We start from the raw sequence: 26,440 nt of genomic DNA on the forward strand, positions 1-26,440 counted from the left end.
GCTTAGATTCATGACAGCTCTTGCAAGAGGCATGGCGATGGCCGGTGGGGTGGTGCTTGTCGCCCTCATCATCCTGACCTGCGTCAGCGTCATTGGCCGCGAGCTCAACGGCCTCGCCCATGCCGACTTTCTGACGCGGCGTACCGAGGGCCTGCTCAACCTCGTGAACCGTTTGGGCATCGGCCCCGTGAACGGCGATTTCGAGATCGTGGAGGCGGGCATCGCCTTTGCGATCTTCGCTTTCCTGCCGATCTGCCAGCTCTTCTCGGCCCATGCGACGGTGGATGTGTTCACCTCCTTCCTGTCGAAGCGGACCAACGCCCTGATCATCACCTTCTGGGAAATCGTCTTCACGCTGATCGTGCTGCTCATCACATGGCGGCTCTACTTTGGCCTCGAAGACAAGATCGGCAATGGCGAGACCTCGCTGTTGCTGCAATTCCCGATCTGGTGGGCCTATCTCGCCAGCTTCATCGCCGCGCTCGTGGCCTCGCTGGTGGCGGTTTACTGCGCCGTTGGCCGGGTGATGGAACTGAGCACCGACCAACACTGGCTGCCCAAAGCAGAAGGAGCGGCACATTGACCGTGCTTGAGCTGGGATACCTCTCGTTCCCCATCCTCCTTGTCATGATCTTTCTGCGGGCGCCGATTGGCCTTGCCATGCTCGTGGTCGGCCTTGGCGGGCTCTACTACGCCACCGGTGGCACCACCGTCTTTCTCGCCAAGCTGAAGAGCGAGGTCTACACCACCTTCTCCAGCTACTCGCTGTCGATCATTCCGATGTTTCTGCTCATGGGTCAGTTCGCCACGCTCTCGGGCATGTCGACCGCGCTGTTCAAGGCCGCCGAAAGCTGGCTGGGCCACCGCAAGGGCGGCGTGGCCATGGCCTCGGTGGGGGCCTGCGCGGGCTTCGGATCGATCTGCGGCTCGTCGCTCGCGACAGCGGCCACGATGAGCCGGGTCGCCCTGCCCGAGCTGCGCGCTTATGGCTACTCCGGCGGGTTCAGCACCGCGACGCTGGCAGCGGGCGGCACTTTGGGCATTCTCATTCCGCCCTCGGTGATCCTGGTGATCTACGCGATCCTGACCGAGCAGAACATCGCCAAGCTGTTCCTCGCGGCCTTCATCCCCGGCATCCTCGCGGCCATCGGCTACATGATCACCATCAGCATCTACGTGCGGATGTACCCCGACGCGGCGGGCACCCGTGAGCCGGTGCCCTACGGCGAGCGCATCCGCGCGCTGCTTGACGTGTGGCCGGTGCTGCTGGTCTTCGGCCTCGTGGTGGGCGGCATCTATCTTGGCTGGTTCACCCCCACCGAGGGCGCTGCCGTTGGCGCGGCGGGCACCGGGATCATCGCGTTGGTCAGCGGCCAGCTCGACTGGGCGCGCTTCAAGGAGAGCATCATTGCCACCGCACAGGCCACCGCGATGATCTTCTTCATCGTGCTGGGCGCGGGCTTCTACAACGCCTTCCTCGCGCTTTCCCAGGTGCCACAGGAGCTTTCGAACACCATCGTCGGCCTCGGCTGGAGCCCGTGGATGGTGCTCATCATCATCCTCGCCTTCTACCTCGTCTTCGGCTGCCTGATGGACAGCCTCAGCATGATCCTGCTGACGATCCCGATCTTCTTCCCGATCATCTCCGAGCTCGACTTCGGCCTGATCTCGCTGCACGCCTTGCAGGAGGCCCGGTTCGAGGCCTGGTTCGCCGAGGCGCAGATGTGGTTTGAGGGGCTACAGGCGGGCGCGATAGAGGGGATGCGCGAGAGCCGGTTTGACCGGGCGCTGGCGGGTGCAAACGAGCAAATGGCCGTACTGGGCCTCGGCTCCGTGGCCGACGCGGCAAACCTCGCCCCGGCACAGATTGCGGCGATCTTCGGTGAGACCACACCCGAGGTGGTGCAGGCCGCCCGCGCGACGCTGGAGGCGGGTGGCTCGCTTGATGCCGATACCCTGCGCGACCTCGGCCTGCGCGGCGCGAATGAAGCGAATCTCGCGCGCGTCAGTCTCGAACACGTGGCGATCTGGTTTGGCATCCTCGTACTGATCGTGGTGGAGGTGGGCCTTATCACGCCGCCGGTGGGGATGAACCTGTTCATCATCAACGCGATGGACCGGACGACACCGATGGTGGAGACCTACAAGGCTGTCATGTGGTTTGTAACCTCCGACATCCTGCGCGTGGCGATCCTCGTGGCCTTCCCGATCATCACCCTCTGCCTCATTCCGGTCTGAGCAGGCCTGATCGGGGGCACGCCATGGTTGCGCGAATTTAGTTATGAGCTATAACTGTTTTGAGAACGTCTGGGAGGACTCATGGATATCAGCGGAACGGTCGCCCTCGTCACGGGGGGCGGAAGCGGGTTGGGCGAGGCCACGGTGCGGCATCTCGCGGGCCTCGGCGCGAAGGTTGCGGTGCTCGATTACAACGCCGAGGCGGCGGAGGCCGTGGCAGCGGATGTGGGCGGCGCGGCCTGCCCGGCGGATGTGAGCGACGAGGCGGCGGTGAAGGCAGCGGTGGAGAAGGCTGCGGCAGACCTCGGCGAGGCGCCGCGTATCGCGGTCAACTGCGCGGGCCTCGGCCTTGCGGCGCGGATCGTGGGCCGTGAAGGCAAGCTTTCGACCGATCTTTTCGAGAAGGTGCTGAATGTGAACCTCTTTGGCACCTACTACGTGATGTCTCACGCCGCCCGGCTGATGCAGGAGCTCCCCGCAGTGAACGAGGACGGCGAACGCGGCGTGATCGTGAACACCGCCAGCGCCGCCTACCAGGACGGCCAGTTGGGCCAGGCAGCCTATGCGGCCTCCAAGGGCGGCGTGGCCTCGATGTGCCTGCCTGCGGCGCGCGAGTTCGCGAAAACCGGCATCCGGGTCAACGCCATCGCGCCGGGCCTCTTCAACACCCCGATGATGGAAAGCCTGCCGGAAGAGACAACGGCGGCCATCGTCGCCAATGTGCCCTACCCCCACCGCCTCGGGCACCCGAGGGAATATGCGCTGCTGGTGCAGCACATGGTGGAAAACCCCTACCTGAACGGCGAGGTCATCCGGTTGGATGGCGCCACCCGCCTGCCGCCGCGCTAAGGAAACGCCATGAGTGACATGCTGAATATCGAGCTGCGGGATGATGGCATCGCCGTGCTCACCATGAACCGCCCCGGCAAACGAAACGCGATGTGCGACGAGCTGCTGGAGGCCATCGACGGCTTCTTCCGGGCCGTTCCGGAGGGCGTGCGCGTGGTGGTGCTGACGGGCGTGGAGGGGCACTATTGCTCGGGCCTCGACCTGAGCGAGCACAAGGCGCGGGATGCAGAGGGCACCATGCGCCACTCGCGCGGCTGGCACGCGGTGATGGACCGCATCCAGTTTGGCGGCGTTCCGGTGATCTCGGCCATGTTCGGCGCAGTGATCGGCGGCGGGCTGGAGCTGGCAAGCTCGACCCACGTGCGCATCGCCGAGCCCTCGACGATTTTCCAGTTGCCCGAGGGGCGGCGCGGGATTTTCGTGGGCGGTGGCGCGACGGTGCGGGTGGGCCGAATTCTGGGCGCCGACCGGATGATCGAGATGATGCTTACGGGCCGAAAGTATGGCCATGAGGAGGGCAAGGCGCTGGGCCTCGCGCATTATGCGGTGGGCGAGGGCGAGGCGCTGGATCTTGCGATGGAACTGGCGGCAAAGATCGCCTCCAACGCGCCGCTCTCCAACTACATCATGGTGCAGGCGATCGCCCGGATCGAAGACATGGCCAAGGCCGACGGCCTCTTTACAGAAAGTCTCTGTGCCGCCCTGACACAAACTTCACCCGACGCGCTGGAGGGGCTTGCCGCCTTCCTCGAAAAGCGCGCACCGAAGTTCAGCTGATGGCCGCGCCGCGCCCCCGGCTGGTGCAGCCAGAGCCCAATGACGATGGGCTGCGCGGCCACGTCGGCTACAACATGAAGCGGGCGTTTCACATGATCCAGATGGATGTGAACGCCACGCTTGCGCCCTTCGGCCTGCGGATGGTGACGTTCTCGGCACTGGTGGTGGTGATCGAGAACCCGGGCCTGCGCCAATCGCAACTGGCCGAACTGCTGGCCATCGAACGCCCCAACCTCGTTGTGATCCTCGACGAGTTGGAACAGACGGGCTTGCTCACCCGTGACCGCGCGCCCGACGACCGACGGGCCTATGCGCTGCATGTCACCGCCAAGGGCATGGCACTGGGCGAGGAGGCCCGGATCGCGGTGAACGACCATGATGCCCGAATGACCGCAGGGCTGAGCGACGCCGAGCTGGCCCAGCTGATCGGCGCGCTGCGGCGCATCGAACGCAATGGCAAGGAGGGGAGGAGCCCGACATGACCTCAGACAGCCGCTACCGCGCGCATGATGTCGCGCGTGAAGATCGGGACGATGGCACCATTCTGCTGCGCTCCGGCTACGAGATGAGCCCTGCCGCCCGGGTCACGGGCGATTGGCTCCACCGCTGGGCCGAGGAGGCGCCCGACCGCGTGTTCATCGCCGAGCGTTCTGGCGCGGGCTGGCGCGAGCTGGCCTATGCGGAGGTGCTGCAACAGGTGCGCGCCATCGGTGCTGCGCTGATCGGGCGCGGCATGGGGCCGGATACGCCGATTCTGGTGATGTCGGGCAACGGGGTGGACCACGGGCTGCTGGCGCTGGCTGCGCAATACGTGGGTATCCCGCTGGTGCCGGTGGCCGAGCAGTACGCCCTTATCCACGGCGCCCACGGACGGCTGAAGCACGCGGTAGAGCTGGTGAAACCGCGGATGATCTACGCCGACGACGCGAACCGCTTTGCCGAGGCGCTGGCCCTGCCCGAGATCGCTGCGCTGGACCGGCTCGTGTCGGCCCATGCAGGACCGGGAATGTTGCCCTTCGAAGACCTGCTGAAGGGCGACGCCGGCGTAGAGATCGACACTGTTCATGCGGAAGTCGGCCCCGACTCGGTGGCGAAATACCTGCTGACCAGTGGCTCCACCTCCAACCCGAAGGCCGTGATCACCACCCACGGGATGATGTGCGCAAATCAGGCCCAATTGCTCGATGCGCTTCCCTTCCTCGGCACCAAGCCGCCGCGGATCGTGGATTGGCTCCCGTGGAACCACGTTTTTGGCGGGTCGCATAACTTCAACATGATGTTGGCCAATGGCGGTTCGATCTACATTGACGACGGCAAGCCGACGCCTGCGCTGATTGACCGAACGCTGGAAAACCTTTCGATGAAAGCCGGGACGATCTGGTTCAACGTGCCGGTGGGCTTCGGCATGGTTGTGGATGCGATGAAGAGCGACGAAGCCCTGCGCCGCTCGGTCTTCTCCGAGCTCGACATGATCTTCTATGCCGGCGCCTCCCTGCCACAGGATATCTGGTCGGCGATGGAAGAGATGGCGATGGAAGTGCGCGGATCGCTCCCGCTGATGACCTCCTCCTGGGGCCTGACCGAAACCGCCCCGGCGACGCTGCTCCAGCACGAGCCGACGGACCGCTCCGGCATCGTCGGCGTGCCGCTGACGGGCGTGACCGCCAAGCTCATTCCCGACGCCGACATGCGCTGCGAGGTGCGGGTGAAGGGGCCCAACATCATGCCGGGCTACTTCGAGGACGCGGAGAAGACCAAGGAGGCCTTTGACGATGAGGGTTTCTTCATCACCGGCGATGCGATGGTGTTTGTCGACCCGGACGACATCAGCAAGGGGATGAAGTTCGACGGGCGGATCTCGGAAGACTTCAAGCTGCAAACCGGCACTTGGGTGCGGGCGGCGGGCCTTCGGATGGAGGCGCTCAAGCTGATGGACGGGATCGCTGGCGATCTTGTGATCACAGGGGCCGACCGCAAGGAGATCGGCCTGCTGATCTTCCCAAACACAACCGCGCTGAAAAAAGCCGGATATGAGACGGAAGACGACAATGGTGCGCTGGTGGGCGACCACTTGAAGCGAGAAATCCGCCACCGTCTTGCCGAGCGTGCAGGCCAGACCTCGGGCTCCGCCTCCCGCATCACCCGCGCCCTCGTTCTCGCAGAGCCGCCCTCGATGGGCGATGGCGAGATGACGGCGAAGGGCAATCTCAACTTCCGCAAGGTGCTGACGCGCCGTGCCGGTTTGCTGGAACGGCTCTATGACGATGCCGATCCGGCTGTGATCACATTGAAGGACAGCTGACATGGTCGATATTTCCAAGGTCCGCGCGATCGACATTCACACCCACGCTGAAGAGCCCTGCGGCTGCCACTCGGACGATGGCTACGACGAGCTCCAGAGCACGATGGCGAAGTATTTCCGGGCGCCCTGGGAGCATCCGCCGACCATTCCTGAAACCGCCGCGCATTTCCGCGAACAGAACATCGCGGCGGTGATCTTCCCGGTCGATGCCGAGCGCGAGACGGGCTATCGGCGTTACTCGAACGACGAGGTGGCCGAGCATGTGGCCGAGAACAGCGATGTGCTGATCCAGTTTGCCTCGATCGACCCGTGGAAGGGCAAGATGGCCGCCCGCGAGGCGCGCCGGCTGATCCAGCAATACAAGGTGAAAGGCTTCAAGTTTCACCCAACCATGCAGGGCTTTTTTGCCAATGATCGCATGGCCTACCCGCTTTACGAGGTGATCCAGGAAGAAGGTTGCATCGCGCTTTTCCACACCGGCCAGACGGGCGTTGGCAGCGGCATGCCGGGCGGCAACGGGATGCGGCTGAAGTATTCGAACCCGATGTACATGGATGATGTGGCGGTGGACTTCCCCGACATGAAGATCATCCTCGCGCACCCCTCCTTCCCCTGGCAGGAGGAAGCGCTGGCGGTGGCCCAGCACAAGCCCAACGTCTACATCGACCTTTCCGGCTGGTCGCCCAAGTACTTCCCCGAGATCCTCGTGCGCTACTGCAACTCGATCCTGAAGAAGAAGGTGCTTTTCGGGAGCGATTGGCCGATGATCACGCCCGAGCGCTGGTTGGCGGACTTCGAGAAGATCGCGATCAAGGACGAGCTGCGCGAAGACATCATCAAGGGCAACGCCGCGCGCCTTTTGGGGCTGGAATAGTCTCGATATGAAGCCATTTGCCGCCCCGCTCGAAGACATTCTCTTCAGCCTTGAAGCCGTGGCCGGTGCCAAGGCCCTGCCCGGCTATGACTCGGATCTGACGCGCGAGATCGGCGCGCATTTTGCCGCCTTCGCCGAGGGTGAACTGGCGCCGCTCGACGAGCAGGGCGACAGGCAGGGCGCGCGGCTGGAGAATGGCCGTGTCCGCTTGCCCGAGGGATTCGTGGCGGCCTACAAGAGCCTTGCCGAGCAGGGCTGGCAGGGGCTGATGGCGCCCGAGGCTTATGGCGGGCAGGAGATGGGGCGGCCGGTGTTTGCCGTGACCTCCGAGATCTTCACCGGGGCCAACCACGCGCTTCAGATGCTTACCAGCCTTGCCCATGGGGCGATGGAAACGATCCTGCACTTCGGGACGGAGGGCCAGATAGAGCGCTGCCTCCCGCCGCTGGCCGCCGGTGAATGGCTTTCGACCATGGCGCTGACCGAGCCGGGGGCCGGATCGGACCTGAGCCGCATTCGCTGCCGGGCGGAGAAGGCGGGGGAGGTTTGGGCGATCACGGGCGAGAAGATCTTCATTTCCGGCGGCGATCACGATGCGACCGACATGATCCTGCATCTGGTGCTCGCCCGCAGCTCGGACGACGGCCTGCGCGGCTTAAGTCTCTATCTCTGCCCCTCGGTGAAGGGTGACGGTGCGCTGAACGCGGTGAGCGTGACGCGGATCGAGGAGAAGATGGGGATTCACGCTCAGCCGACCTGCCAGCTGGCCTTTGACGGAGCCGAAGCGGAGTTGATCGGGAAGGAAGGCGAGGGGCTGAAGGCGATGTTCACCATGATGAACCACGCCCGGCTCGATGTGGCGCTGCAAGGCGCCGCCCACGCCGCCCGTGCCTGGGACGTGGCCAGCAGCTACTCCGCCGAACGGGTGCAGGGGCGCGGGCCGCAGGGCGAGGTGACGCTGGATGCCCATGCAGATGTGCGGCGGATGCTGGATGAGATCGACGCCCATGCCGTTAGCGCGCGGGCAATGGCCCATGTGGCGCTGGTGCTTCTCGAGTCCGGTGAAAACCCGGCTCTGGTGGAATTTCTCACTCCTCTGGCAAAGGTGTGGTGCACCGAGGCCGGGATGCGGGCGACGGAGACCGGCATCCAGGTGCTGGGCGGCTACGGCTACCTGCAGGAATACCGGTTGGAACAGAGCTACCGCGACGTGCGGATCGCAGCGATTTACGAGGGGGCCAACGGCATCCATGCGCGCACGCTGGCTGAGCGGTTCGTGCGCGGGAAACATGCCGAGAGCGCCGATGCGTTTGAGGCTTGGTTAGAGACTGTTTCTGCCGAAACCGGCTCTGACGATGTTTTGCGAGCGGCGGCGCAATGGGCCGAGGCACGGGCGGCGGTGGCCGCCACGGACGACGCCGCACCGCTGGCACATGATTTCTGCCGCCTGTCGGGCTGCACCATGGCGCTGGCGCTGTGGGCAAAGATCGCCGCTGCGGCAGGTGAGAGCCATGCGCCAGAGCGGTTTGCCCGCCTGGCCGCCACGCAAACCCGGCGGCTGTCCGCTGAGGTTGCCATGCTCAAAGGGCTGATTGCCACCTGAGCGTGCGCCAAGCGGCGGAACACGTCCTGCCCTACGGAAGCATCTTGCCAGGGTTCAAAATGCCCTTCGGGTCCATCGCGGCCTTGATGGCGCGCATCGGCTCAAGGGCGGGGCCATGCTCGGCGTCCATGTACTTGCGCTTGCCCAGCCCGATGCCGTGCTCACCCGAGACGGTGCCCCCAAGGCGGAGGGCGAGCTTGGCGAGATGGGCCGAAAACGTCTCTATTCTTGCCATTTCCTCCGCATCAGCGCTGTCAAAGCCGATACCGGTGTGAAAGTTGCCGTCACCCACGTGGCCGACGATACAGGGCTCCAGCCCCAACTCGCGGGCCTTTTCCTCGGTGTCGGTGACGGCCTCGGCCAGCTTGGAGATCGGCACGCAGACATCCGTTGCCAGCATCCGCTTGCCGGGGTAGAGCGCTTTTGAGGCATGGTGCGCATTGTGGCGCATCGCCCAGAGCGCGTTGCGTTCTTCTGCCCGGGTGGCGCGCTCGAACGCTTCGGCGCCGAACTCGGATGCGATCTCACCGAAGAGCTCGGATTGCTCGGCCACGGCGGTTTCCGATCCGGAAAACTCGAGGAAGAGATGCGGTTGTTCGGGTAGGCCTGCGTTGCTGCCAAGGTTGAAGCCCCGCACCATTGTGTCGTTCACCAGCTCGATCCGGGCCATGGGGATGCCGGTCTGGATCGTTGTGATCACGCAGTTCACAGCATCCTCCACGCTCGGGAAGCGGCAAGTGGCGGCGACGATGGCCTCTGGCTGGCCATGCAGCTTGAGGGTGAGTTCGGTGATGATCCCCAGCGTGCCCTCGGAGCCGATGAGCAGGTGGGTTAGATCATACCCCGACGAGGATTTGCGGGCGCGGCTGCCGGTGCGGATCACCCGGCCGTCGGCCAGCACGGCCTCGAGCGCCAGGATATTCTCGCGCATGGTTCCGTAGCGGACGGCCATGGTGCCGCTGGCCCGTGTGGCCGCCATGCCGCCGAGCGAGGCATCGGCGCCCGGGTCGATCGGGAAATAGAGGCCGGTGGCGCGCAGCTCGTCATTGAGCTGAGTGCGGGTGACGCCGGGCTGCACGGTGACGTCCATGTCGGCATCATGCACAGCGAGGATGCGGTTCATCAGCGACATGTCGAGCGTGAGGCCGCCCTGCACCGGCAGGTGGTGCCCCTCCAGCGAGGTGCCGGTGCCATAGGCGGTGACGGGCATGCTCTCGTCATGCGCCACTTTCATGATCTCCGACACCTCTTCGGTGGTCTTTGGGTAGGCCACGGCATCGGGCAGGGCTTCGGCGAAATGGGCCTCGTTCTGGCCGTGGGCCGCGCGCTCGGCGTCGGAGCGCTTGAGGCGGTCGCCCAAGAGCGTTTCGAGCTGGGTTAGAGCCTTTTCATGCGCCATTCAGCCCTCCAGAATCTTGCCAATGCGCGAGAGGGCCTCGCGGATGTTCTCTTCGCTGTTGGCGTAGGAAAAGCGCAAGAAGCCCTCTCCATGCGCGCCGAAGCTGGTGCCCGCGACGGTGGCCACGCCACAGTCTTCGAGGAAGCGGTCCTGCGCCTCGCGGGCCGACAACCCGGTGCCCTCGATGTTGGGGAAGGCATAGAAGGCCCCTGCCGCATCGGCGCAGCGCACGCCGGGGAGGGCGTTGAGCCCGTCGACGATGACCTGGCGCCTCCGGTCGAAGGCTTCGACCATCTTCACCACCTCGTCCTGCGGCCCCTCCAGCGCGGCGATCCCGGCGAACTGGGTGGGGGCGTTGACGCAGGAATGGTCGTTGATGCAGAGCCGGGTGGCGTGCTCGACCAGCGCATCGGGCCAGACGGCATAGCCGAGGCGCCAGCCGGTCATCGCGTAGGTCTTGGACCAGCCGTCGAGCAGGATCAGCCGGTCGCGGATTTCGGAGTAGTTGAGCAGGCTCACGTGGCTGCGCCCGCCGTAGAGCATGCAGGAGTAGATCTCATCCGACATCAGCACCACGTCGGGGTGATCCGCCAGCCCGGCAACGAGCTTGTCGATCTCTTCCTTGGGGGTCACGCCGCCGGTGGGGTTGGCGGGGGAGTTGATGATGATGAGCCGGGTGCGCGGGGTAATCTGGCCCAGCACCTCTTCGGCGGAGAAGGCAAAGCCCTTATCTTCGCGCAGCGCAATGGGCACGGGGGTGGCGCCGGAATACTTGATCACGCTCTCGTAGATCGGAAAGCCCGGGTTGGGATACATGATCTCTGCGCCCGCCTCGCCCAGCAACATGCAGGCGAAGAACATGGTGGGCTTGCCGCCGGGCTGCACCACCACGTTGTCGGGGTTCACTTCAGCGCCATGACGGCGGTGCAGGTCGACCGCCACGGCCTCGCGCAGTGCAGGAAGCCCGTTGGCCGGGGTATAGCCGTGGTGGCCGTCGCGCAGCGCCTTGATCCCGGCTTCGACGATATGCGCGGGCGTCTGGAAATCGGGCTGGCCGATGCCGAGATTGATGATGCTGCGCCCCTGCGCTGCGAGCTTGCCGGCGCGGGCCAGAACCTCGAAGGCGCTCTCTGTGCCGAGCCGCCCGGTGCGTTGCGATAGTGTGACCATGGACCTTCCTCCTCGGCCCAGCTTTTCGCCCGTCGGGGCCGAAATGAAAAGGGCAGAGCACGAGCGCTCCCTTTAGCTTGGCTTCAGGATTGATCGCGTTGCGCGCGCGGGCTAAACCCTGCGCGCGCGGTCCCGTGGCTCAACTGGATAGAGCAGCCCCCTCCTAAGGGGCAGGTTGCAGGTTCGAATCCTGCCGGGATCGCCAGTTGCCTTCGCGATCCGGCGCCGATTGCTCCCTTGCGCCCCGCGGTCCGACTCACAAGCGCACGCCCCGGCGAAGGGGCATGCGCGGAATCACTCGGACATCCAGCTCTGGTCGAACCAGTTCGTCACATCGCCGGGCCATTCAAGCGTGGTGCAGCCTGCGCCTTTCAGGACGCCGCTTTCAAAGAGGAAGCGCGCCATAGTGGCAAAGCGCTCGGGGTCGATCTTTCCAACCGGGGTATCGCCGGCTTTTATGTAGGCGCCCTTGGCCAACGCATCCATGGAGCCCCGCACCAGTTCGGGGTTCTGAAAGTCGCCCGACCCGATGAGAAGGTCAGCGGCCTCTGCAGGGTGGTCGGCCGCCCAGGCGTAGCCCTGTTGCGTGGCGGCCATGAAGGCGATGACCTTCTCGCGGTTCTGCGCCAAGCTCTCGGATGTGGTGCCGATGTAGCCGTTCTGCTGGTCGGGCACGCCGTAGTCGGCATAGGTGAAGTGTTTCTGGTCACGGCCCAGGAGCTCGCCGTTGACCCCTTCCCATGTCGCCACTTCCAACGTGAAGTCCACCGCGCCACTGGCCAGCGCCTCATAGGCGCCGGTGCCCATGGTCACCGTGTCATACGCCGCCGTGCCGCCATCGGCCTCGATCATTGTGGTGATCAGCGCATCCTCCCAGGCCGAGCCGAAACCGGCATAGGTCTTGCCCTCAAGGTCGGCGGGGCGGGTGATGGCGGTGTTGCTGGCGTTGAACACCAGCCGCCCGTTCTCGCGCTGCATGGTGGCCCAGAGCGCAACAATATCGGCCCCGGCGGCTTTCGCGCTCATGAAGCCCAGCGAGGTCATATAGGCGAAGTCGGCAGCCCCGGAGGCGAGCACGGCGGTTGACGCGCTGTCGGAATAGGGCAGCAGTTCCACCTCCAGCCCTGCGTCTTCATAAAAGCCCTTCTCCTGGGCAACGACGAGCCCGATGTGGTTGGTGTTCAGCGTCCAGTCGAGCGCGATTGTGACGCTCTCTTGCGCCTGCGCACCGGCGGGCAGCGCGAGGCAGGTGGCGAGGATGGAAAGCAGCTTCATGTTGTGTCCTCCAGAAGCAGGGATTTGAGCAGCGCGCGGGTTTCGGCGAGGCTCGCCTCTGTCCGGGCGCTGCGGGCGGTGGTGAGAGGGATGTCATCCAGCATCCGGCCCGGACGGGCGGACATGACGAGCAGGCGGTCGGCCATCTGGGTGGCCTCGTAGAGATCATGCGTGACCATCAACACACCGCGCGGGTGCTCGGCGAGGCGGGTGCAGAGCCAGTCCTGCATCCGCAGGCGGGTCACCGCATCCAACGCGGAGAACGGCTCGTCGAGCAGCAGAAAGCGGCTCTGTTGCACCATTGTTCGCAGGAATGTCGCGCGCTGGCGCATGCCCCCGGAAAGCTGATCTGGGAAGCTGGCCTCATGGCCGGACAGACCGAAGGGAGCGAAGAGCGGCAAAACACGCGCGCGGGCGGCACGGCGAGAGTGGCCTGCGATTTCGAGCCCGAGCGCCGCGTTTTCGGCGATGGTGAGCCAAGGAAAGAGCGTGTCTTGTTGAGCCTGATAGGCGAGGGCCGGGTTGGGCGCGGCGAGAGGCGCTGCATCAAGGCGTGCGGTGCCGGTGGCCGAAAGCTCGGGCGGCAAAACCCCGGCAAGCCACTTGATGATCGAGCTTTTGCCACAGCCGGAGGGGCCGATCAGGCAGGTGATCTCGTTGTCTGCGAGGTCGAGGCTCACCGGTTCAATGAGGGTGTGTGTTCCTGCGCGTATGGAGAGGTACTCAATCCGCAACATCGACAGCCCTCCGGTAGCGCCGCCCTGTTGCATGGTCGATCATGTGCAGCAGGCCCAGCAGCAGCAGGGTCAAGGTGGCCGAAAGCACCACGGCGGCGAGCACGAGGTCGGCGCGGAAGTTGTTCTTGGCGGTGAGGATGTAGATCCCCAGCCCCTGCCGCGCGCCCGCGTATTCGGCGAAGATCGTGGCAACGATGGCATAGGTCGCCGAGATGCGAAGGCCGCTGAAAAAGTGCGGGCGCGCGATGGGCAGGGCCGCCCGGCGAAATAGCTGCCCGCGCCCCGCGCCCATCGAGGCGAGCTGGTCAAGGTAGGCCTGCGGCACCCGTGCGTAGCCCGCGAGCAGGCTGACGAGCACCGGGAAGAAGGTGACGAGGATGACAAGCAGCACCTTGGGCAGCAGGCCGAAGCCGAACCAGAGCACCATCAGCGGGGCCAGCGCGACGATGGGCACCGTCTGGCTGGCGACAAGAAGCGGAAAGAGGCCGCGCCGCAGCCACGGGACAAAGTGCAGCATCACCGATGTGGTGAAGGCGAAGCAGACCGAGAGGGTGAAGCCGATTGCCGCCACGCTGAGTGTTGCCGCGGCATGGCTGCCTAGTACAGCGCGGTTGATCCACAGGCCGAGGGCCACGTCGGACGGGGCGGGCAGGATGAGAGGCGAGACATGGGCCCATGTGCAATAGCCCTGCCACGCCGCGAGGAAGGCGGCGGCAAGGCACAGGCTGGGCAGGGCACGAGAGATCGGCGGTATCGACATGATCGGCGGGCCGCCAGAAGGCGGCAGCTGCTCAGCGCAGACTGGGGCTGTTGGCCGAAGCCGTCAGGTCGATGGTCACGTGCCCCTCGGCCGGGCCGAAACGGAGGAAGGCCTGCCGCAGGGTCTCGAAGACCGCGCCCGCATCGCCCCGCAGCCGGGTGCAGAAGTTCTTGGCCCTCAGGAAGGTGCCCGACTGCTTGAGGAAATCAATGCAGCCGTAGATCTCGTCCATGTGCCCGTCCTGCCCCAGCACGTAGAGCGAGAACTGCACGTCGATGCTGACGCCCTTTTCGGGTGCGGCCTGCACCGCGTCCAGCGCGAGGGCCTTGCGCTCTTCCAGCCCCAGCGACTGCGCCGTCGCCAGCGCCTCGCAGTGGCAGGTAGGATCATCCGGCTCGCCCGGGCAGCCGCGCGACAGGGTGACATGCATGGTCACATGCTCGGGCCGCCGGGCGGCCTCGGAAAACAGGTCGCGGATGGCGTCGAGCAAGGGCTCCGGCGCGCCGACCATCAGCGTCGACATGTCGTCGGTCTCGATCCGCAGGTCTTGTTTGTAAGGGGTGAGGGCCTTGAGCCCGGTCATGATGACATCCACGAAATCGGACGTCATCGGGTATAGCGACACTTGCGCGCCAATGAACATGATATCCTCGCTCCGCTGGCATTACCCAGATCAGCTGTGAAGGGTTCACGCAGATCTGCGCATCTCAGCCCCGCTCGGAGCACCCCCGGTTGATGGCGCGACCCTCTCGGACCGCGCCCTGATTGTCAACCGGGCGTTGGGCGGGACGGATTGGGCCTTGCCTTCTCACGGGAGGCAAGAGGATTGCTAGTGCGACCGCCGGCCAGGTGGGCGCAGCTTGGCAGGCGCCTGGAGTGCTCGCGACGTGGCTCTTCAGCCGATTGTGCCACGGCGAGCGTGGCGGCGATTCTCCCGGGGCCCTAACCTTGGCTCAGGCGGCAGACTTCTTGAGAGAGGGCGTCTTGGCGACCGCAGGCATCATCCGGGGGCCATAGAGCAGCAGATCCGGAAGGTGGGCGCGTTCAGGCTCCTGCATTTCCGAGGCGAGTTCGGCCATGCGCTGGCTGTCCTCCAGAATGGTGTTGCGCTGCGTGTTCGCCCGCTCCTGCGCGGCTCCAAGCTGTGCGATGATATCCCCGATCCCGGCATTGGCCTCGCCCGAACGGCTGTCTTCGATCTTGAAGGCGACGCGCAGGGTGTCGAGGCCGAGCAGCATGCGCTTCATGTCACGGCAGGAGTTGACGATCTTGCCTGCCTCGGTCGCGACCAGCGCATAGGCCTCGCGCGATCGGGTTTTGTAATCTGCTTGCAGCTCCCCGAGCATCGAGCGCTCGGGCTCGATCTCGACGGTGCCGAGCGTTCGGCGTTCTGACAGCAACTGACGGTCACAGCGGGCGAGGATCGTGGCGACGGAGCCAACGAGCATGGCACGCTCGATGGTGCGGCGAATCGACGAGAAGCTGGTGTTCTCGCCGACAACATGGGCCTCGAACCACTCTGACATGTCGACCGACATACCTTCGTAGTTGCGGGCCAGCACGCTGAGTGGCCCATCGGTCCGCTCGACCCGGGCCGCCTTGATCTGAAGGTTGCGGGGAATGCCGCCGAGATAGGTGAACTCGGTGGACAGCTCGCGGGTGGCAGCGATGATGGAATCCGCCAGGCTGACGAGTTCGCGGGCCCCGCTGACGCTGGCAATCGGTTCAAGGCCGAGGTGCGCACACTCGCTCAGCAGTTCCTCGCCCACCGCATCCACCACAAAGGCATCGTAGTTATCGTAGCCCATGCCCTTGAGCGCATCGAGCAAGGCTTGCGCCGTGTCATCCACCGATGCGCCGTTCTTCTCGGCGTCAAAAAGCTGCTCGTAAAGCTGCCTGACCGGCTCGAACAGCTTGCTGCTGGGCTTGATCCGGGCCGAGAGGTAGCCGCCCTTGCAGGGCGCGACGATTGCGAACACCCAATAGTTAAGACCGTCCTTGGCGCAGTTGTTGACATAGGCGGCCGTCACCTTGCCGGCCTTCAGCTCGTCCCAGAACACGCGGAACACTGCCTTGGGCATCTCCGGGTGGCGCACTGTTTTGTGCGGGGCACCAAGCAGTTCGTCCCATTCGTAATGGGCGACGCGCTGGAACACGTAGTTGCCGCTCTGGATCACGCCCCGATCATCGGTGCGGGAATAGAAGACCTCGCCCAGGTCAAACGGCGCTTCGCCGCTTTTGGGCCGAAGTTCATCACGCTTTTCGTCGATCTCGTCCATCCAGCGGCTCCTCAGTCAAACAGCGCGGCCAAGTCTGCCCGCGCTGTTCAGAGTGCTACCGCCAAACTGCTAGCGTTCGGTTAATTTCGGCGACCGCAACCTACTCGCCCAGTTTCTCGTCGAGGATCGCGGAAAAGTCTTCGTAGCTCATGTTGGTGTACTTCTCGCCGTCGATGATGAAGGACGGGGTCGATTCGATTCCGTCGGCCTCGGCGTTTTTGAGAAACAGCGCATACATCGCCTGGGCCTTCTCGGCGTCGCCAAGGCAGGCATCCACCTGCTCCCCGTCGAGGCCGGACTTCAGCGCCAGTTTGCGCAGGTCGCCGTGGATGCCGGCAAGGTCACGGGTGGCCAGCCATTCGGCTTGCTCGGTGTAAAGCGCATCGGCGATCCCGAAATAGCGCATCGGACCGGCGCAGCGGGCCACCATACCGGCCCAGAGGCCGGGCTTGTCGAAGTAGATCTCGCGATAGATGAAGTGCACCTTGCCGGTGTCGATATAGTCCGCCTTCAGCTTCTTGAAGACGTTCTGATGAAAACTGGCGCAATGCGGGCAGGTGAAGGAGGCATATTCGATCACCTCAACCGGCGCACTCTCTTCGCCGAGGGTCATTTCAACGATGCCGGAGGTGTCGACGTCTTCCGTCGTCTGGGCTTGCGCGGCGAGGTCGAAGCCGGTGCCGCCGGGCGCGTTGCCGCGATTGATGGCAAAGTAGCTGCCTGCCGCCAGTGCGGCGACGAAAATTGCGGAATAGAGGACTTTGGTGTTCATCGGTGGCCTTTCGGTCTGCTCGGGCGGGCTCGGTTCAGCCGCGTTCGGACTTGTGGATGACATGTGCGCCGAGCCGGCTCAAGGCGGCTTTCAGCGCGGGATCGGTGACGCCTTGCGCCAGCGCCTCGGCCGCCTCGCGCTGGGCTGGGGCGGGCTGGGCCCGGCGTTTGGGGGCGTGGTTGAAATCGGCCTGCCCCTCGGCAAAGCCGGTCGGCGCCGTCTGGGTGAACTGGATGCGCGAGATGGCCGCGTAGCCATAGACGGCGTTGATCCGCTCGCGGATCTGCTCTTTCTGCATTTCGAGCATCGGGGCGTTGGCCCCGGTCGTCAGCACCCGCAGCGTGGCCCCGAAGGCCCCTCGTCCGAACTTCACTTCGAGCGGGCGGGTCACGGCGGCGGTTTCAGCGCCGACGATCTCGGCCCAATGGGTCAGCACGCGCATCTCGGCAAAGCCCCGCTTTTCGCTCGCCTTGCGGATATCCGCAGAGACGAACCTTGCCGTCTGGGCAAAGCCGCGCATGTGGCGCTTGGGGGATTTTTCAGGTGCCTTGGACATGGCCTCGCATTTCGCCGGTTTGGCCCCTATCTTATCGCCCGCGAGCCCGGCGGGGCCAGCCAAATGCGGGCAGGGGAGCCATAAAGATTGCGTGACGGGAAGATGAGCGCGGCGTTGCTGGCGTGGTATGACGCCCACGCCCGGGTGCTGCCGTGGCGCGTGCCGCCGGGGAGCGGTGAGCGGGCCGATCCTTATCGTGTGTGGCTTTCGGAGGTGATGCTGCAACAGACGACGGTGGCGGCGGTGAAGGATTACTTTCACAGCTTCACCCGGCTCTGGCCCACGGTCGAGGCGCTGGCGGCGGCGAAGGATGAGGACGTGATGGGCCGCTGGGCCGGGCTTGGCTACTACGCCCGCGCCCGCAACCTGCTGAAATGCGCCCGCGTGGTGGCCGAACGCGGCGGCTTTCCCGACACCGCCGAGGGCCTGCGGGAACTGCCCGGCATCGGGCCCTACACGGCGGCGGCAGTGGCGGCGATTGCCTTCGACCGGCCCGAGACCGTGGTGGATGGCAATGTGGAACGGGTGATGGCGCGGCTTCATGCGGTGGAAGAGCCTTTGCCCGGCTCGAAACCGCTGCTCACCGCCCATGCGGCCGCGTTGACGCCCAAGGCCCGCCCCGGCGATTATGCGCAGGCAGTGATGGACCTTGGCGCGACGATTTGCACGCCCAAGAGTCCGGCCTGCGGAATTTGCCCGTGGCGGGAGCCTTGCAAGGCGCGCGCTGAGGGCATCGCCGCCGGGCTGCCAAAGAAGACACCGAAGAAGCCCAAGCCGGTGCGGCTGGGCCACGCCTATGTGATCCGCCGGGCGGATGGGGCCTTTCTCCTGGAGCGACGACCGGAGAAGGGGCTTCTGGGCGGGATGCTGGGCTGGCCGGGCTCGGTGTGGGCCGAGGAGGCCCCCGCCCGCGAGCCGCCGCTGCCCGCCGCGCTGGAGGAGATCGGCGAAGTGCGACACACCTTCACCCATTTTCACCTGATCCTGCGCGTCCACGCCGGGCAGGCCGGGGCGGAGGCGCCCGAGGGGCTGGACTGGCAGAGGCTCTCCCCTGCCGCGCTGCCCACTGTCATGCGCAAGGCCTATGACCTTGCCGCTACGTCGCCCGCGCTGAATGTTGCAGGCGATTGAAACGGCCCGCCTCCTCCGTATGATCTGGCCGGGGCGCGCATGACCATCGGGAGAGGGCCAATGGCCTCTGCATTCATATCGAGCTTCCGCGCGGCGGCGCCCTTCTGGGTCTCGCTCCTCACCGTGCCGCTGGTGATCGCCTCGGCCGCCTGGGGCGGGCTTTGGGTGCTGGCCGTGCCGCTCTTTACGTTCGTCGGGTTCACCCTCGCGGATGGGGCGTTGGGGCTGAACCTCGATAACCCGGACACGGAGACGGATGAGGCGCAGCTGTTCTGGTATCGGCTCGTCACGCTCATCTGGTGTCCGGTTCAGGTGCTGCTGCTGTTGGTGATGCTGGCCTGGGTGCCGGGCGCGGCGCATCTGAACGTGGTGGAGAAGATCGTGATCTTCTTCGGGCTGGGGGTGGTGAACGGGGCCATCGGCATCGTCTATGCCCATGAGCTTGTCCACCAGCGCAACAGGCTGGAGCGGTGGCTGGGCGACTTGCTGCTGGCCTCGGTGCTCTACTCGCATTTTCGCTCGGAGCATCTGCTGGTGCATCACACCCATGTCGGCACCCGGCGCGATGCGGTGACGGCGCGGTATAACGAGGGCTATTGGGCGTTTCTCTGGCGCGTTATGCGGGAGGAGCCGGTGAGCGCGTTTTGGGCAGAGAAGGCCATGCTGGCGCGCAAGGGCCTGCCGTGGTGGCACCGGAGCAATCCGCATTGGCGCTACTGGGGGCTGCAACTGGCCTTCATCGTGGCGGCCTGGGTTCTGGGCGGCTGGGCCGGGTTCTTCCTGTTTCTCTACCAAGCGCTTGTGGCTGTCTGGCTGCTGGAGCTGACCAATTACATCGAGCATTACGGGCTGACACGGAAGCACATGGGCAACGGGCGTTACGAGCCTGTCCGGCCGCATCACTCGTGGAACGCATCGCACAAAGCGACGAACTGGCTGCTTATCAACCTGCAACGCCACTCGGACCACCATTACAAGCCGTCCCGCCGGTTTCCGCTGCTGCAAACCTACGACGCATGCGAGGCGCCGCAGTTGCCCTACGGCTATCCGGCGATGGGCTTCCTTGCCGCCGTGCCCCCGCTGTGGCGGCGGCGGATGAACCCGCGCGTCCGCAAGTGGCGGGCGATGTATTACCCGGAGATCACCGATTGGGAGCCCTACAAGCGTGGCGAGCTGCCTTTGCCGGGGTAGGGATGTCATCCTCGGGCCTGACCCGAGGATCTGGTTGGCGGGAGATCCTCGGGTCAGGCCCGAGGATGACGGTGCGCTTCACACCATCCGGATCACATCCTTGTCGATGGCGAGCATGTAGCCGCGCCTTGCGATGTTCTTCACCAGAAGTTCCGAAACCATCTGGTTGCCCAGCGAATCGCGCAGGCGCTTGATCCGGGTTGCCCCGGCGGCCTCGTCGCAGTCGGCCTCGGGCTTGCCCTGGATCACGCCCTCGATGGCCGCGCCGGTGAGCACGTCTTCATCCATCCGCGCCTCGGCCAGCACCGCCAGCGTTTCTATCGCTGCCTCGGTGAGCTTGAATTCCATGTTGTTGAGCAGAACCACCCGCTCTTCCCGAGAAATAACCAGCGACGATACCTGAATGCCGCTGCGCTCGATCTCGCCCATCCGCTTGTTCAGGGCGATGATGGTGACGAGAAAGACCAGCGCGGCGATGAGCAGGGCGGTGGAGAAGATCAGCAGCACGAAGATGACGATGCGGTAGCTCACCAGCACGTCGCCGAAGGCGGTGCCGGACTGGGCCAGCACCTCCAGCAGCTTCACGGCCTCGGAGGTCACCAGCGCGTCATTCTCGGTGAAGATCTGCTCGACCCGCTCGTTGAAGGCGTTGCCGTCAGGGAGGGTGAGGAACAGAAACACCGCCGCGATTGCCAGGATCGCGACGATCCCGGCGATGCCGAATGTCACCACGCGGTTGCCCGTGCTGCGCAGGTCAGTAGCGAAGGTAGTTTGATCCGGCATTCTGCTGCTGCGCCTTGCTGGGGGTGCCCTCGAAGAGCGAGATGACATTGAGTAGCACCCAACCGCCGCGCTGCAAACGTGCGGCGACCTCGGCCCGGGCCTTGCCGCCGGGTGGGCAGGAGTTGCCGAGCTCCATCACGCCGTAATGGAGCTTGAGCGGATTGTCCTGCTTGGCCTTGTATTCGGCGTAGCAGGCGGCCCCCGCAGGGGCAGCCGCCAGCGCCAGAGCCAGCGCGGCGGCAGGGAGGGAGATGAGGGTTTTCATACGTGCAGTCATGCGGTTACGCGCGCGGCTATTCAATAACAAAGCACCGCCGGAGGGCCGATAGCCGATAGCCGCGCGGCGTTATTGTTTGTCCGGCCCGGCACCGCCCATCCTTGCCTCATCACCGCCCCGGCGCGTCACGGACAGACGCCCAGAACGGGCATCCGATGACGCACAAAAAGGACGACGCCATGTTCAAGACCCTTACCGCTACCGCCGCCGCTGCCGCCGTGGCACTCACTTCTTTCAGCGCCCCGGCACAGGCCGAGATGGACCGGGGCGAGACCCTGCGCCTGCTTCTGGGCCTTGGTGCCGTGGGCGCACTCATCGCTGCCAACGAGCGCAACAAGGATCGCCGGGGCGACCGGGCCGACCGCTACGACAACCGGACTGTCACCGTGACTCCGAACTACGGGAACGGGCGCTACAAGGATCGTGGCCGTCATGCCCGGCTGCCGGAGCGCTGCGAAACCGCGGTTCCGACCCGCCGCGGCACCCGCATCTTCTATGGCAAACCCTGCCTCAAGCGCAGCGGCTTCACCGCCCGTCTGCCGCGCGAGTGCTCCTACACGCTCGATGTGGGCCGCCGCGAGGTGCAGGCCTACGAGAAGCGCTGCCTGCGGCGCAACGGTTTCCGCACCTGACGGAACGGTTCAGGCAAGGTGCGTCCCGGTCTCCTGGGGCGCACCTGCGAGCAGGACGTGGCTGTCATCCCCATGGGGCCACGTCTGAACTGGGGGCGGGAGGTGAGGCTTTCCGCCCCTTTTTTGTTGCGCTGGCCCGGCGCAAAGGCGAGTTGGGGGCATGAAGAGCTTTCCTGATTTTACACTGGAAGAGGCCGCGATCGCCCGGGGCCTTGCCCGTGTGGCGGGCGTGGACGAGGTGGGGCGCGGGCCGCTGGCAGGGCCGGTGACGGCGGCGGCGGTGGTGCTGGACCCTGCGAACATCCCGCCGGGGCTGAACGACAGCAAGAAGCTGACCGAGAAGCGACGGCTGGCGCTGGCCGAGGCGATCCATGCGACGGCGCAGGTGAGCATCGTCCACGTCGATGTGGAGGAGATCGACCGTATCAACATCCTTCAGGCCGCGCTCACCGCGATGAGCCGCGCGGTGGCCGGGCTTGCCACGCCGCCCGATCACCTTCTGATCGACGGCAACCGGCTGCCGGAGGGCTGCGGATCGGCGGAGGCGGTGGTGAAGGGGGACGGCAAATCACTTTCCATCGCGGCGGCCTCGATCGTGGCCAAGGTGGCCCGCGACGCGCTCATGGTGGATTTGGCGCAACAGCACCCCGGCTACGGCTGGGAGAGCAACGCGGGCTACGGAACGAGTGTGCACTTGAGGGCACTCCATCAATTGGGCGTCACACAACATCATCGGCGTTCCTTTGCCCCCATACGCAATATCTTGTTGCAACAAAAATCGCCAAACCCCTGATTCAAAAAAGAAATTGACCGCGAATCGCCTCTGACTCATGCTCAGGCCAACAACACCGAGCGCCTAAAGAGCGCGGGGACAGAGGCAGACAGATGACGAAGACGACGACCCGCAGAGGGCAGCAAGAGCTGCCACTGAACCGGATACTTGCCGGCGACTGCATCGAGGAGATGAACAAGCTCCCCGAGGCCTCCGTCGACCTGATCTTCGCGGACCCGCCCTACAACCTGCAACTCAAGGGCAACCTCCACCGCCCCGACAACTCCCAGGTCGATGCCGTTGACGACCATTGGGACCAGTTTGACAGCTTCAAGGCCTATGATGCCTTCACCGAGGCCTGGCTGGCCGCCGCGCGCCGCATTCTGAAACCAGATGGTGCGATCTGGGTGATCGGCAGCTATCACAACATCTTTCGCGTGGGCACCAAGCTACAGGATGCGGGTTACTGGATCCTGAATGATGTGGTCTGGCGCAAGTCCAACCCGATGCCCAACTTCCGTGGTATGCGACTGACAAACGCCCATGAAACCATGATCTGGGCCAGCAAATCCGAGGGTGGCAAATACACCTTCAACTATGAAGCCATGAAAGCGCTCAACGACGACGTGCAGATGCGGTCGGACTGGGTGCTGCCGATCTGCAATGGCCATGAGCGGCTTAAGAATTCCAGGGGAGAGAAGGCGCATCCGACGCAAAAGCCGGAGGCGCTGCTCCATCGTGTGCTGCTCGCCACGACCAACCCGGGCGACGTGGTGCTGGACCCGTTCTTCGGGACCGGCACCACGGGCGCGGTGGCCAAGATGCTGGGGCGTGACTTTATCGGCATCGAGCGTGAGGCCGAGTATCGCGAGGTAGCCCAGAAACGAATTGATAACGTGCGCAAAATCGACAGCGACGCGATGCAGGTGAGCACGAGTAAACGCGCCGAGCCGCGGGTGCCTTTCGGCCAGCTGGTGGAGCGCGGGATGCTGCGGCCGGGCGAGATGCTGGTGAGCGGCAATGGCCGGAACGTGGCCAAGGTGCGGGCCGATGGCACGCTGGTGGCCAATGACGTGAAGGGCTCGATCCACAAGGTCGGCGCGCATCTGGAAGGCGCACCAAGCTGCAACGGCTGGACCTACTGGCACTTCAAGAAAGATGGAAAGCCGGTGAGCATTGATGTGCTGCGCCAGCAGATCCGCGCGGAGATGCGCGACTAGCAAAGAGATTCAACAGTTACCGCCGGTGCCTGTGGCCTGACACATGGCACGACCTCTGGCCCCGTTTGCCCCAGTGGCAACGGGGCCCCTTTTTTTGCTGGCGGGATGGTGGGCAGATTGCCCACCCTACGGCGGCTGCGCGGAGCGGGCCTTGTGTTAACCCATAGGGATTAACTGCGATGAGCAGGGGGGCACAAGTGATGCACATCCCATGCACATCCTATGCATAGGCGAATGCCGGTCTGGCGCATTAATCAATGCGGCGTGCGGTGGTGGTGGGCAGATTGCCCACCCAATAGCCGGGCCAGGGCGGCATCGAGGGGGGACCAGTCTGCCAGCTCCAGCCGGACGGGCAGGGTGAGCACCTTGGGGCGAAACTCGGGTGGCAGGCGGGTGGCGTCTTTCTCGGTGGTCACCAGCTGGGCGCCGAGGGTCTTTGCCTCCAGCTCCAGCCGGGCCATGAGCGCGGGCGTCAGCGGCTGGTGATCGTCCAGCGCTTCGGCTCGGATCAGCTCGGCCCCGAGGCCGCGCAGGGTGGCGAAGAACTTTTCGGGGTGGCCGATTCCGGCGAAGGCGAGGGTGGGCAGCCCCTCCCACTCCATGCCGGTTTGCAGCGGGGCAAGATGGCCGGTGAGGTGGGGCACGGCGATGGCGTGCCCCCAGTCGGCGGCGAAGCGGGCCTGCGCTGCCTCCGGCCCGATGGACAGCAGGAAATCGGCGCGGGCCAGCCCGTCGGCCACGGGCTCGCGCAGGGGGCCTGCGGGCAGGCATCGGCCATTGCCGAAGCCGCGATGGGCATCGACCACCACCAGTGAGAGATCCTTGGCCACGGACGGGTTTTGGAAGCCATCGTCCAGCAGGATGGCGCGGGCCCCGGCAGCCTCGGCGGCGCGCACGCCTTCGGCGCGGTCCTTCGCGACCCAGGTGGGGGCGAAGGCGGCGGTGAGCAGCGGCTCGTCGCCCACGTCGGCGGCGGTGTGGCGGCGCTCTTCCACCCGGATCGGGCCGGTGAGCGCCCCGCCGTGGCCGCGCGAAACGACGTGCACTCCCTCTATGCGCTGGGCGAGGGCGATGGTGGTGGGCGTCTTGCCCGTGCCGCCCGCGTTGATGTTGCCGACGCAGATCACCGGCACCGAGGCACGGATGCCGGGCCGCGCCACGCGGCGGGCGGTGGCGGCGGCATAGAGCGCGCCGAGGGGCGCCAGGGCGCGGGCGCGCCAGGCCGGGGCCTCCGGCGGGGTGTACCAGAACAGCGGCGGGCGCATCAGATCGCCCCGCGCGTTTCGAGCTGGGTGGCGAGATGGGTGGCGAGGCGGGCAATGGCTTCGGCGCCCTCGGACATTTCCGTCCATGCGGCGGCGGCAAGCTCTGCGGCGCGGTCGGGGGCCAGAAGCTCTGACACCGCCGCGGGCAGCCCGGCGCCCCCGGCAAGCGCCCGCGCGGCGCCGACGGCGGCGAGGCGCGCCATGGCCGCGTCTTCCGTGCCACCATGCGGACCGAAGCAGATGGCCGAGCCAAGCGCGGCGGCGGGCGCGGCGGGCTGCACCGGGCCGCCGGGCAGAAGCGTGCCGCCCAGGAAGCAGAGCGGGGCGAGGCGGAACCACAGCCCGTCTTCTTCCGGGGCGTCCCTGTCTGCGATGTAGATCTCGGTGTTGTCGGAGGGCTCCTTCCCCGCCGCGCGGCTGGCGGTGGAAAAGCCCGCTGCCGCGAGGTCGCGGGCCAGTGCATCGTCTGGCGGGCAGCCCGGGCCGGGCAGCAGCAGAAGCACGGCGCGGTGGGCGATGGAGAGCGCGGCGCGGTGGGCGGCGAGCACATCGGCCAGCTCGGCGGGCAGGGGCCGCGCGGCGAGCCAGACCGGCCGGGCGGCGAGGCGCTCGGCCAGGTCTTCGCGGTCGCTTTCGATGCAGGGCGGTGGCGCGGGCGGTGCGGCGAGGCGGGCGCTGTGGCGAATGCGCGTTGTGCCGACACCGGCGGCGCGCGCGGCCCGGACGGCGCCCCCGTCACAGGCCCAGAGTTCGGTGACGAGGCGAAGGGCGGCCCGCGTGCCGCGATCGACCCCCGAGAGCGACTCCTCGCGCGCGACGACGAGGGTGGTGGGGCATGCGGCGGCAGCGGCAGAGAGCAGGGCCGACGGCTGTGGCGGCCCGAGCCAGAGCGCCGCATCCGGCAGCCAGGCGGCGAGGAAGCGGCGCAGGCTGCCCCGGCTTGTCTCGGGGGCGGGCAGGAACATCAGCACCGCGTCCTCGGCCTCGACCGGCCCCTGCGGGGCAAGCCCGGTGACGAGCAGGGTGGCGGGCTGGTGCCCGGAAAGGTCCAGCGCGAGGTGGTGCAGGGTTTCAGCCGTGCAGTCGCCCGCCACATGCACCCAGATCAGCGGACCGGGCGGGCGGGCCCCGGGCGCATCCGCCTGTGGCTTGTCGGAGGCGCGGTTGCGCCCGGTGAGGCCCGCGAAGGCCCGGGAGAGCGGAAAGGGGGTCATCCGGCGCCGGGGGCCTGCGAGGGGATCAGCCGAGTTCCTCTGTGGGCGAGGACTCGGCCTCCTCGTCGCGGAGCCTGTGAATGTGGGCGATGTAGTAGCGCATGTGTGCGTTGTCGACGGTGCGCTGGGCGGCGGCCTTCCAGGCGTCGAAGGCGGAGGCGTAATCGGGGAACATGCCGACGATGTCGATGGCATCGACATCCTTGAAGGCGCTCTTGGAGGGGTCGATCAGCTCGCCGCCGAAGACGAGGTGCAGGCGCTGGGTCATATGGGGCTCCGGTGGTTCGGGTGTGTTGCGAGGAGGGTAGAGGATTCCCCGCCGGGGTTGAAGAAGGGTTGAGGCGGGCGGGGCACGCGCCCGCCC

At 65.8% G+C, this 26,440-nt stretch carries 27 protein-coding genes, 1 tRNA gene and 1 riboswitch; of the genes, 14 read left to right on the forward strand and 14 right to left on the reverse strand.

Features of this window, described 5'->3' with window-relative positions; all coding sequences use genetic code 11:
• Positions 1 to 10 precede the first annotated feature (10 nt).
• The 8 genes from DYI42_RS03955 (at position 11) to DYI42_RS03990 (ending at position 8,643) form a co-directional block, all read left to right on the forward strand.
• Positions 11 to 583 carry a TRAP transporter small permease gene (locus tag DYI42_RS03955; RefSeq protein ID WP_213544620.1) on the forward strand — a complete coding sequence of 191 codons (573 nt, stop codon included), beginning with the start codon at positions 11 to 13 and terminating at the stop codon, positions 581 to 583.
• A complete protein-coding gene (locus DYI42_RS03960; RefSeq protein WP_213544621.1) occupies positions 580 to 2,238 on the forward strand; it encodes a TRAP transporter large permease in 1,659 nt (552 codons plus the stop codon). Before DYI42_RS03955 ends, DYI42_RS03960 begins: the two co-directional genes overlap by 4 nt.
• Positions 2,239 to 2,319: 81 nt before the next feature.
• The gene (locus DYI42_RS03965; RefSeq protein ID WP_213544622.1) at positions 2,320 to 3,087 is read left to right on the forward strand and encodes an SDR family NAD(P)-dependent oxidoreductase; all 768 of its coding nucleotides are present in this window, start codon (positions 2,320 to 2,322) and stop codon (positions 3,085 to 3,087) included.
• A gap of 9 nt (positions 3,088 to 3,096) precedes the next feature.
• Positions 3,097 to 3,864, forward strand: coding sequence for a crotonase/enoyl-CoA hydratase family protein (locus tag DYI42_RS03970; RefSeq protein ID WP_213544623.1), 768 nt, complete (start codon positions 3,097 to 3,099; stop codon positions 3,862 to 3,864).
• Complete coding sequence (locus DYI42_RS03975) at positions 3,864 to 4,346, forward strand: MarR family winged helix-turn-helix transcriptional regulator (protein ID WP_213544624.1); 483 nt, start codon at positions 3,864 to 3,866, stop codon at positions 4,344 to 4,346. The genes DYI42_RS03970 and DYI42_RS03975 overlap by 1 nt, the downstream gene beginning before the upstream one ends.
• The gene (locus tag DYI42_RS03980; protein WP_213544625.1) at positions 4,343 to 6,166 is read left to right on the forward strand and encodes a feruloyl-CoA synthase; all 1,824 of its coding nucleotides are present in this window, start codon (positions 4,343 to 4,345) and stop codon (positions 6,164 to 6,166) included. Before DYI42_RS03975 ends, DYI42_RS03980 begins: the two co-directional genes overlap by 4 nt.
• Before the next feature lies 1 nt (position 6,167).
• Positions 6,168 to 7,040, forward strand: coding sequence for an amidohydrolase family protein (locus DYI42_RS03985; RefSeq protein WP_213544626.1), 873 nt, complete (start codon positions 6,168 to 6,170; stop codon positions 7,038 to 7,040).
• Positions 7,041 to 7,047: 7 nt separating this feature from the next.
• Positions 7,048 to 8,643 (forward strand): acyl-CoA dehydrogenase family protein, encoded by a 1,596-nt coding sequence (locus DYI42_RS03990; RefSeq protein ID WP_213544627.1) that lies wholly within the window; start codon positions 7,048 to 7,050, stop codon positions 8,641 to 8,643.
• Between the two features lie 31 nt (positions 8,644 to 8,674).
• Here DYI42_RS03990 and DYI42_RS03995 read toward each other — a convergent pair whose 3' ends face one another.
• Both DYI42_RS03995 and DYI42_RS04000 read right to left on the reverse strand, forming a co-directional pair.
• Positions 8,675 to 10,042: an FAD-binding oxidoreductase gene (locus DYI42_RS03995; RefSeq protein ID WP_213544628.1), complete on the reverse strand. Its 1,368-nt coding sequence runs from the start codon at positions 10,040 to 10,042 to the stop codon at positions 8,675 to 8,677.
• The gene (locus tag DYI42_RS04000) at positions 10,043 to 11,212 is read right to left on the reverse strand and encodes a pyridoxal phosphate-dependent aminotransferase (RefSeq protein ID WP_213544629.1); all 1,170 of its coding nucleotides are present in this window, start codon (positions 11,210 to 11,212) and stop codon (positions 10,043 to 10,045) included.
• Positions 11,213 to 11,340: 128 nt separating this feature from the next.
• On the opposite strand from DYI42_RS04000, the gene DYI42_RS04005 reads away from it, so the two are divergent.
• Positions 11,341 to 11,417, forward strand: a tRNA-Arg gene (locus DYI42_RS04005).
• Positions 11,418 to 11,506: 89 nt separating this feature from the next.
• Here DYI42_RS04005 and DYI42_RS04010 read toward each other — a convergent pair.
• The 7 genes from DYI42_RS04010 to DYI42_RS04040 form a co-directional block, all read right to left on the reverse strand.
• The gene (locus DYI42_RS04010; protein WP_213544630.1) at positions 11,507 to 12,487 is read right to left on the reverse strand and encodes an ABC transporter substrate-binding protein; all 981 of its coding nucleotides are present in this window, start codon (positions 12,485 to 12,487) and stop codon (positions 11,507 to 11,509) included.
• The gene (locus DYI42_RS04015) at positions 12,484 to 13,167 is read right to left on the reverse strand and encodes an ABC transporter ATP-binding protein (RefSeq protein ID WP_342344605.1); all 684 of its coding nucleotides are present in this window, start codon (positions 13,165 to 13,167) and stop codon (positions 12,484 to 12,486) included. Before DYI42_RS04015 ends, DYI42_RS04010 begins: the two co-directional genes overlap by 4 nt.
• A gap of 43 nt (positions 13,168 to 13,210) precedes the next feature.
• Positions 13,211 to 13,984, reverse strand: a complete 774-nt coding sequence (locus DYI42_RS04020) for an ABC transporter permease (protein ID WP_213544632.1) — start codon at positions 13,982 to 13,984, stop codon at positions 13,211 to 13,213.
• A 31-nt stretch (positions 13,985 to 14,015) separates the two neighbouring features.
• The gene (locus DYI42_RS04025; RefSeq protein ID WP_213544633.1) at positions 14,016 to 14,627 is read right to left on the reverse strand and encodes a YkoF family thiamine/hydroxymethylpyrimidine-binding protein; all 612 of its coding nucleotides are present in this window, start codon (positions 14,625 to 14,627) and stop codon (positions 14,016 to 14,018) included.
• Positions 14,618 to 14,724, reverse strand: a riboswitch (TPP riboswitch). It overlaps the preceding gene by 10 nt.
• 213 nt (positions 14,725 to 14,937) lie before the next feature.
• Positions 14,938 to 16,263, reverse strand: a complete 1,326-nt coding sequence (locus tag DYI42_RS04030) for a PAS domain-containing protein (protein WP_213544634.1) — start codon at positions 16,261 to 16,263, stop codon at positions 14,938 to 14,940.
• Positions 16,264 to 16,363: 100 nt separating this feature from the next.
• Positions 16,364 to 17,035: a DsbA family protein gene (locus DYI42_RS04035; protein ID WP_213544635.1), complete on the reverse strand. Its 672-nt coding sequence runs from the start codon at positions 17,033 to 17,035 to the stop codon at positions 16,364 to 16,366.
• A gap of 34 nt (positions 17,036 to 17,069) precedes the next feature.
• The gene (locus DYI42_RS04040) at positions 17,070 to 17,591 is read right to left on the reverse strand and encodes a DUF721 domain-containing protein (RefSeq protein ID WP_213544636.1); all 522 of its coding nucleotides are present in this window, start codon (positions 17,589 to 17,591) and stop codon (positions 17,070 to 17,072) included.
• A gap of 102 nt (positions 17,592 to 17,693) precedes the next feature.
• Between DYI42_RS04040 and DYI42_RS04045 the strand changes: the two genes are divergently transcribed.
• Both DYI42_RS04045 and DYI42_RS04050 read left to right on the forward strand, forming a co-directional pair.
• The gene (locus DYI42_RS04045) at positions 17,694 to 18,722 is read left to right on the forward strand and encodes an A/G-specific adenine glycosylase (protein WP_213544652.1); all 1,029 of its coding nucleotides are present in this window, start codon (positions 17,694 to 17,696) and stop codon (positions 18,720 to 18,722) included.
• Between the two features lie 60 nt (positions 18,723 to 18,782).
• Entirely contained in the window at positions 18,783 to 19,913 is a 1,131-nt protein-coding gene (locus tag DYI42_RS04050) for an alkane 1-monooxygenase (RefSeq protein WP_213544637.1), read from the forward strand.
• Positions 19,914 to 19,991: 78 nt separating this feature from the next.
• Here the strand turns inward: DYI42_RS04050 and DYI42_RS04055 are convergent, their stop codons facing one another.
• Positions 19,992 to 20,696, reverse strand: a complete 705-nt coding sequence (locus tag DYI42_RS04055) for a winged helix-turn-helix domain-containing protein (protein WP_213544638.1) — start codon at positions 20,694 to 20,696, stop codon at positions 19,992 to 19,994.
• Positions 20,668 to 20,961, reverse strand: coding sequence for a hypothetical protein (locus DYI42_RS04060; protein ID WP_213544639.1), 294 nt, complete (start codon positions 20,959 to 20,961; stop codon positions 20,668 to 20,670). Before DYI42_RS04060 ends, DYI42_RS04055 begins: the two co-directional genes overlap by 29 nt.
• A gap of 191 nt (positions 20,962 to 21,152) precedes the next feature.
• On the opposite strand from DYI42_RS04060, the gene DYI42_RS04065 reads away from it, so the two are divergent.
• From DYI42_RS04065 to DYI42_RS04075, 3 genes are all read left to right on the forward strand, one after another.
• On the forward strand, positions 21,153 to 21,605 hold the full coding sequence (locus DYI42_RS04065; protein ID WP_213544640.1) for a hypothetical protein: 453 nt from the start codon (positions 21,153 to 21,155) through the stop codon (positions 21,603 to 21,605).
• A gap of 160 nt (positions 21,606 to 21,765) precedes the next feature.
• Entirely contained in the window at positions 21,766 to 22,398 is a 633-nt protein-coding gene (locus DYI42_RS04070) for a ribonuclease HII (RefSeq protein ID WP_213544641.1), read from the forward strand.
• Positions 22,399 to 22,490: 92 nt separating this feature from the next.
• Positions 22,491 to 23,597: a site-specific DNA-methyltransferase gene (locus DYI42_RS04075; protein WP_213544642.1), complete on the forward strand. Its 1,107-nt coding sequence runs from the start codon at positions 22,491 to 22,493 to the stop codon at positions 23,595 to 23,597.
• A 254-nt stretch (positions 23,598 to 23,851) separates the two neighbouring features.
• Here DYI42_RS04075 and lpxK read toward each other — a convergent pair whose 3' ends face one another.
• The 3 genes from lpxK to DYI42_RS04090 are packed head-to-tail and all read right to left on the reverse strand — an operon-like array spanning position 23,852 to position 26,344.
• Positions 23,852 to 24,862, reverse strand: a complete 1,011-nt coding sequence (gene lpxK / locus DYI42_RS04080; protein WP_213544643.1) for a tetraacyldisaccharide 4'-kinase — start codon at positions 24,860 to 24,862, stop codon at positions 23,852 to 23,854.
• The gene (locus tag DYI42_RS04085) at positions 24,862 to 26,076 is read right to left on the reverse strand and encodes a hypothetical protein (protein ID WP_213544644.1); all 1,215 of its coding nucleotides are present in this window, start codon (positions 26,074 to 26,076) and stop codon (positions 24,862 to 24,864) included. The genes lpxK and DYI42_RS04085 overlap by 1 nt, the downstream gene beginning before the upstream one ends.
• A gap of 25 nt (positions 26,077 to 26,101) precedes the next feature.
• A complete protein-coding gene (locus DYI42_RS04090) occupies positions 26,102 to 26,344 on the reverse strand; it encodes a DUF4170 domain-containing protein (protein WP_213544645.1) in 243 nt (80 codons plus the stop codon).
• Positions 26,345 to 26,440 lie beyond the last annotated feature (96 nt).

This window comes from Vannielia litorea (assembly GCF_018424695.1).
Taxonomy (GTDB): domain Bacteria; phylum Pseudomonadota; class Alphaproteobacteria; order Rhodobacterales; family Rhodobacteraceae; genus Vannielia; species Vannielia litorea_A.

Coding starts and splice junctions, on each gene's coding strand:
- DYI42_RS03955 (WP_213544620.1), top strand. CDS start 11: ATGACAGCTCTTGCAAGAGGCATGGCGATGGCCGGTGGGGTGGTGCTT.
- DYI42_RS03965 (WP_213544622.1), top strand. CDS start 2,320: ATGGATATCAGCGGAACGGTCGCCCTCGTCACGGGGGGCGGAAGCGGG.
- DYI42_RS03970 (WP_213544623.1), top strand. CDS start 3,097: ATGAGTGACATGCTGAATATCGAGCTGCGGGATGATGGCATCGCCGTG.
- DYI42_RS03975 (WP_213544624.1), top strand. CDS start 3,864: ATGGCCGCGCCGCGCCCCCGGCTGGTGCAGCCAGAGCCCAATGACGAT.
- DYI42_RS03980 (WP_213544625.1), top strand. CDS start 4,343: ATGACCTCAGACAGCCGCTACCGCGCGCATGATGTCGCGCGTGAAGAT.
- DYI42_RS03985 (WP_213544626.1), top strand. CDS start 6,168: ATGGTCGATATTTCCAAGGTCCGCGCGATCGACATTCACACCCACGCT.
- DYI42_RS03990 (WP_213544627.1), top strand. CDS start 7,048: ATGAAGCCATTTGCCGCCCCGCTCGAAGACATTCTCTTCAGCCTTGAA.
- DYI42_RS03995 (WP_213544628.1), bottom strand. CDS start 10,042: ATGGCGCATGAAAAGGCTCTAACCCAGCTCGAAACGCTCTTGGGCGAC.
- DYI42_RS04000 (WP_213544629.1), bottom strand. CDS start 11,212: ATGGTCACACTATCGCAACGCACCGGGCGGCTCGGCACAGAGAGCGCC.
- DYI42_RS04010 (WP_213544630.1), bottom strand. CDS start 12,487: ATGAAGCTGCTTTCCATCCTCGCCACCTGCCTCGCGCTGCCCGCCGGT.
- DYI42_RS04020 (WP_213544632.1), bottom strand. CDS start 13,984: ATGTCGATACCGCCGATCTCTCGTGCCCTGCCCAGCCTGTGCCTTGCC.
- DYI42_RS04025 (WP_213544633.1), bottom strand. CDS start 14,627: ATGTTCATTGGCGCGCAAGTGTCGCTATACCCGATGACGTCCGATTTC.
- DYI42_RS04030 (WP_213544634.1), bottom strand. CDS start 16,263: ATGGACGAGATCGACGAAAAGCGTGATGAACTTCGGCCCAAAAGCGGC.
- DYI42_RS04035 (WP_213544635.1), bottom strand. CDS start 17,035: ATGAACACCAAAGTCCTCTATTCCGCAATTTTCGTCGCCGCACTGGCG.
- DYI42_RS04040 (WP_213544636.1), bottom strand. CDS start 17,591: ATGTCCAAGGCACCTGAAAAATCCCCCAAGCGCCACATGCGCGGCTTT.
- DYI42_RS04045 (WP_213544652.1), top strand. CDS start 17,694: ATGAGCGCGGCGTTGCTGGCGTGGTATGACGCCCACGCCCGGGTGCTG.
- DYI42_RS04050 (WP_213544637.1), top strand. CDS start 18,783: ATGGCCTCTGCATTCATATCGAGCTTCCGCGCGGCGGCGCCCTTCTGG.
- DYI42_RS04055 (WP_213544638.1), bottom strand. CDS start 20,696: ATGCCGGATCAAACTACCTTCGCTACTGACCTGCGCAGCACGGGCAAC.
- DYI42_RS04060 (WP_213544639.1), bottom strand. CDS start 20,961: ATGAAAACCCTCATCTCCCTCCCTGCCGCCGCGCTGGCTCTGGCGCTG.
- DYI42_RS04065 (WP_213544640.1), top strand. CDS start 21,153: ATGTTCAAGACCCTTACCGCTACCGCCGCCGCTGCCGCCGTGGCACTC.
- DYI42_RS04070 (WP_213544641.1), top strand. CDS start 21,766: ATGAAGAGCTTTCCTGATTTTACACTGGAAGAGGCCGCGATCGCCCGG.
- DYI42_RS04075 (WP_213544642.1), top strand. CDS start 22,491: ATGACGAAGACGACGACCCGCAGAGGGCAGCAAGAGCTGCCACTGAAC.
- lpxK (WP_213544643.1), bottom strand. CDS start 24,862: ATGCGCCCGCCGCTGTTCTGGTACACCCCGCCGGAGGCCCCGGCCTGG.
- DYI42_RS04085 (WP_213544644.1), bottom strand. CDS start 26,076: ATGACCCCCTTTCCGCTCTCCCGGGCCTTCGCGGGCCTCACCGGGCGC.
- DYI42_RS04090 (WP_213544645.1), bottom strand. CDS start 26,344: ATGACCCAGCGCCTGCACCTCGTCTTCGGCGGCGAGCTGATCGACCCC.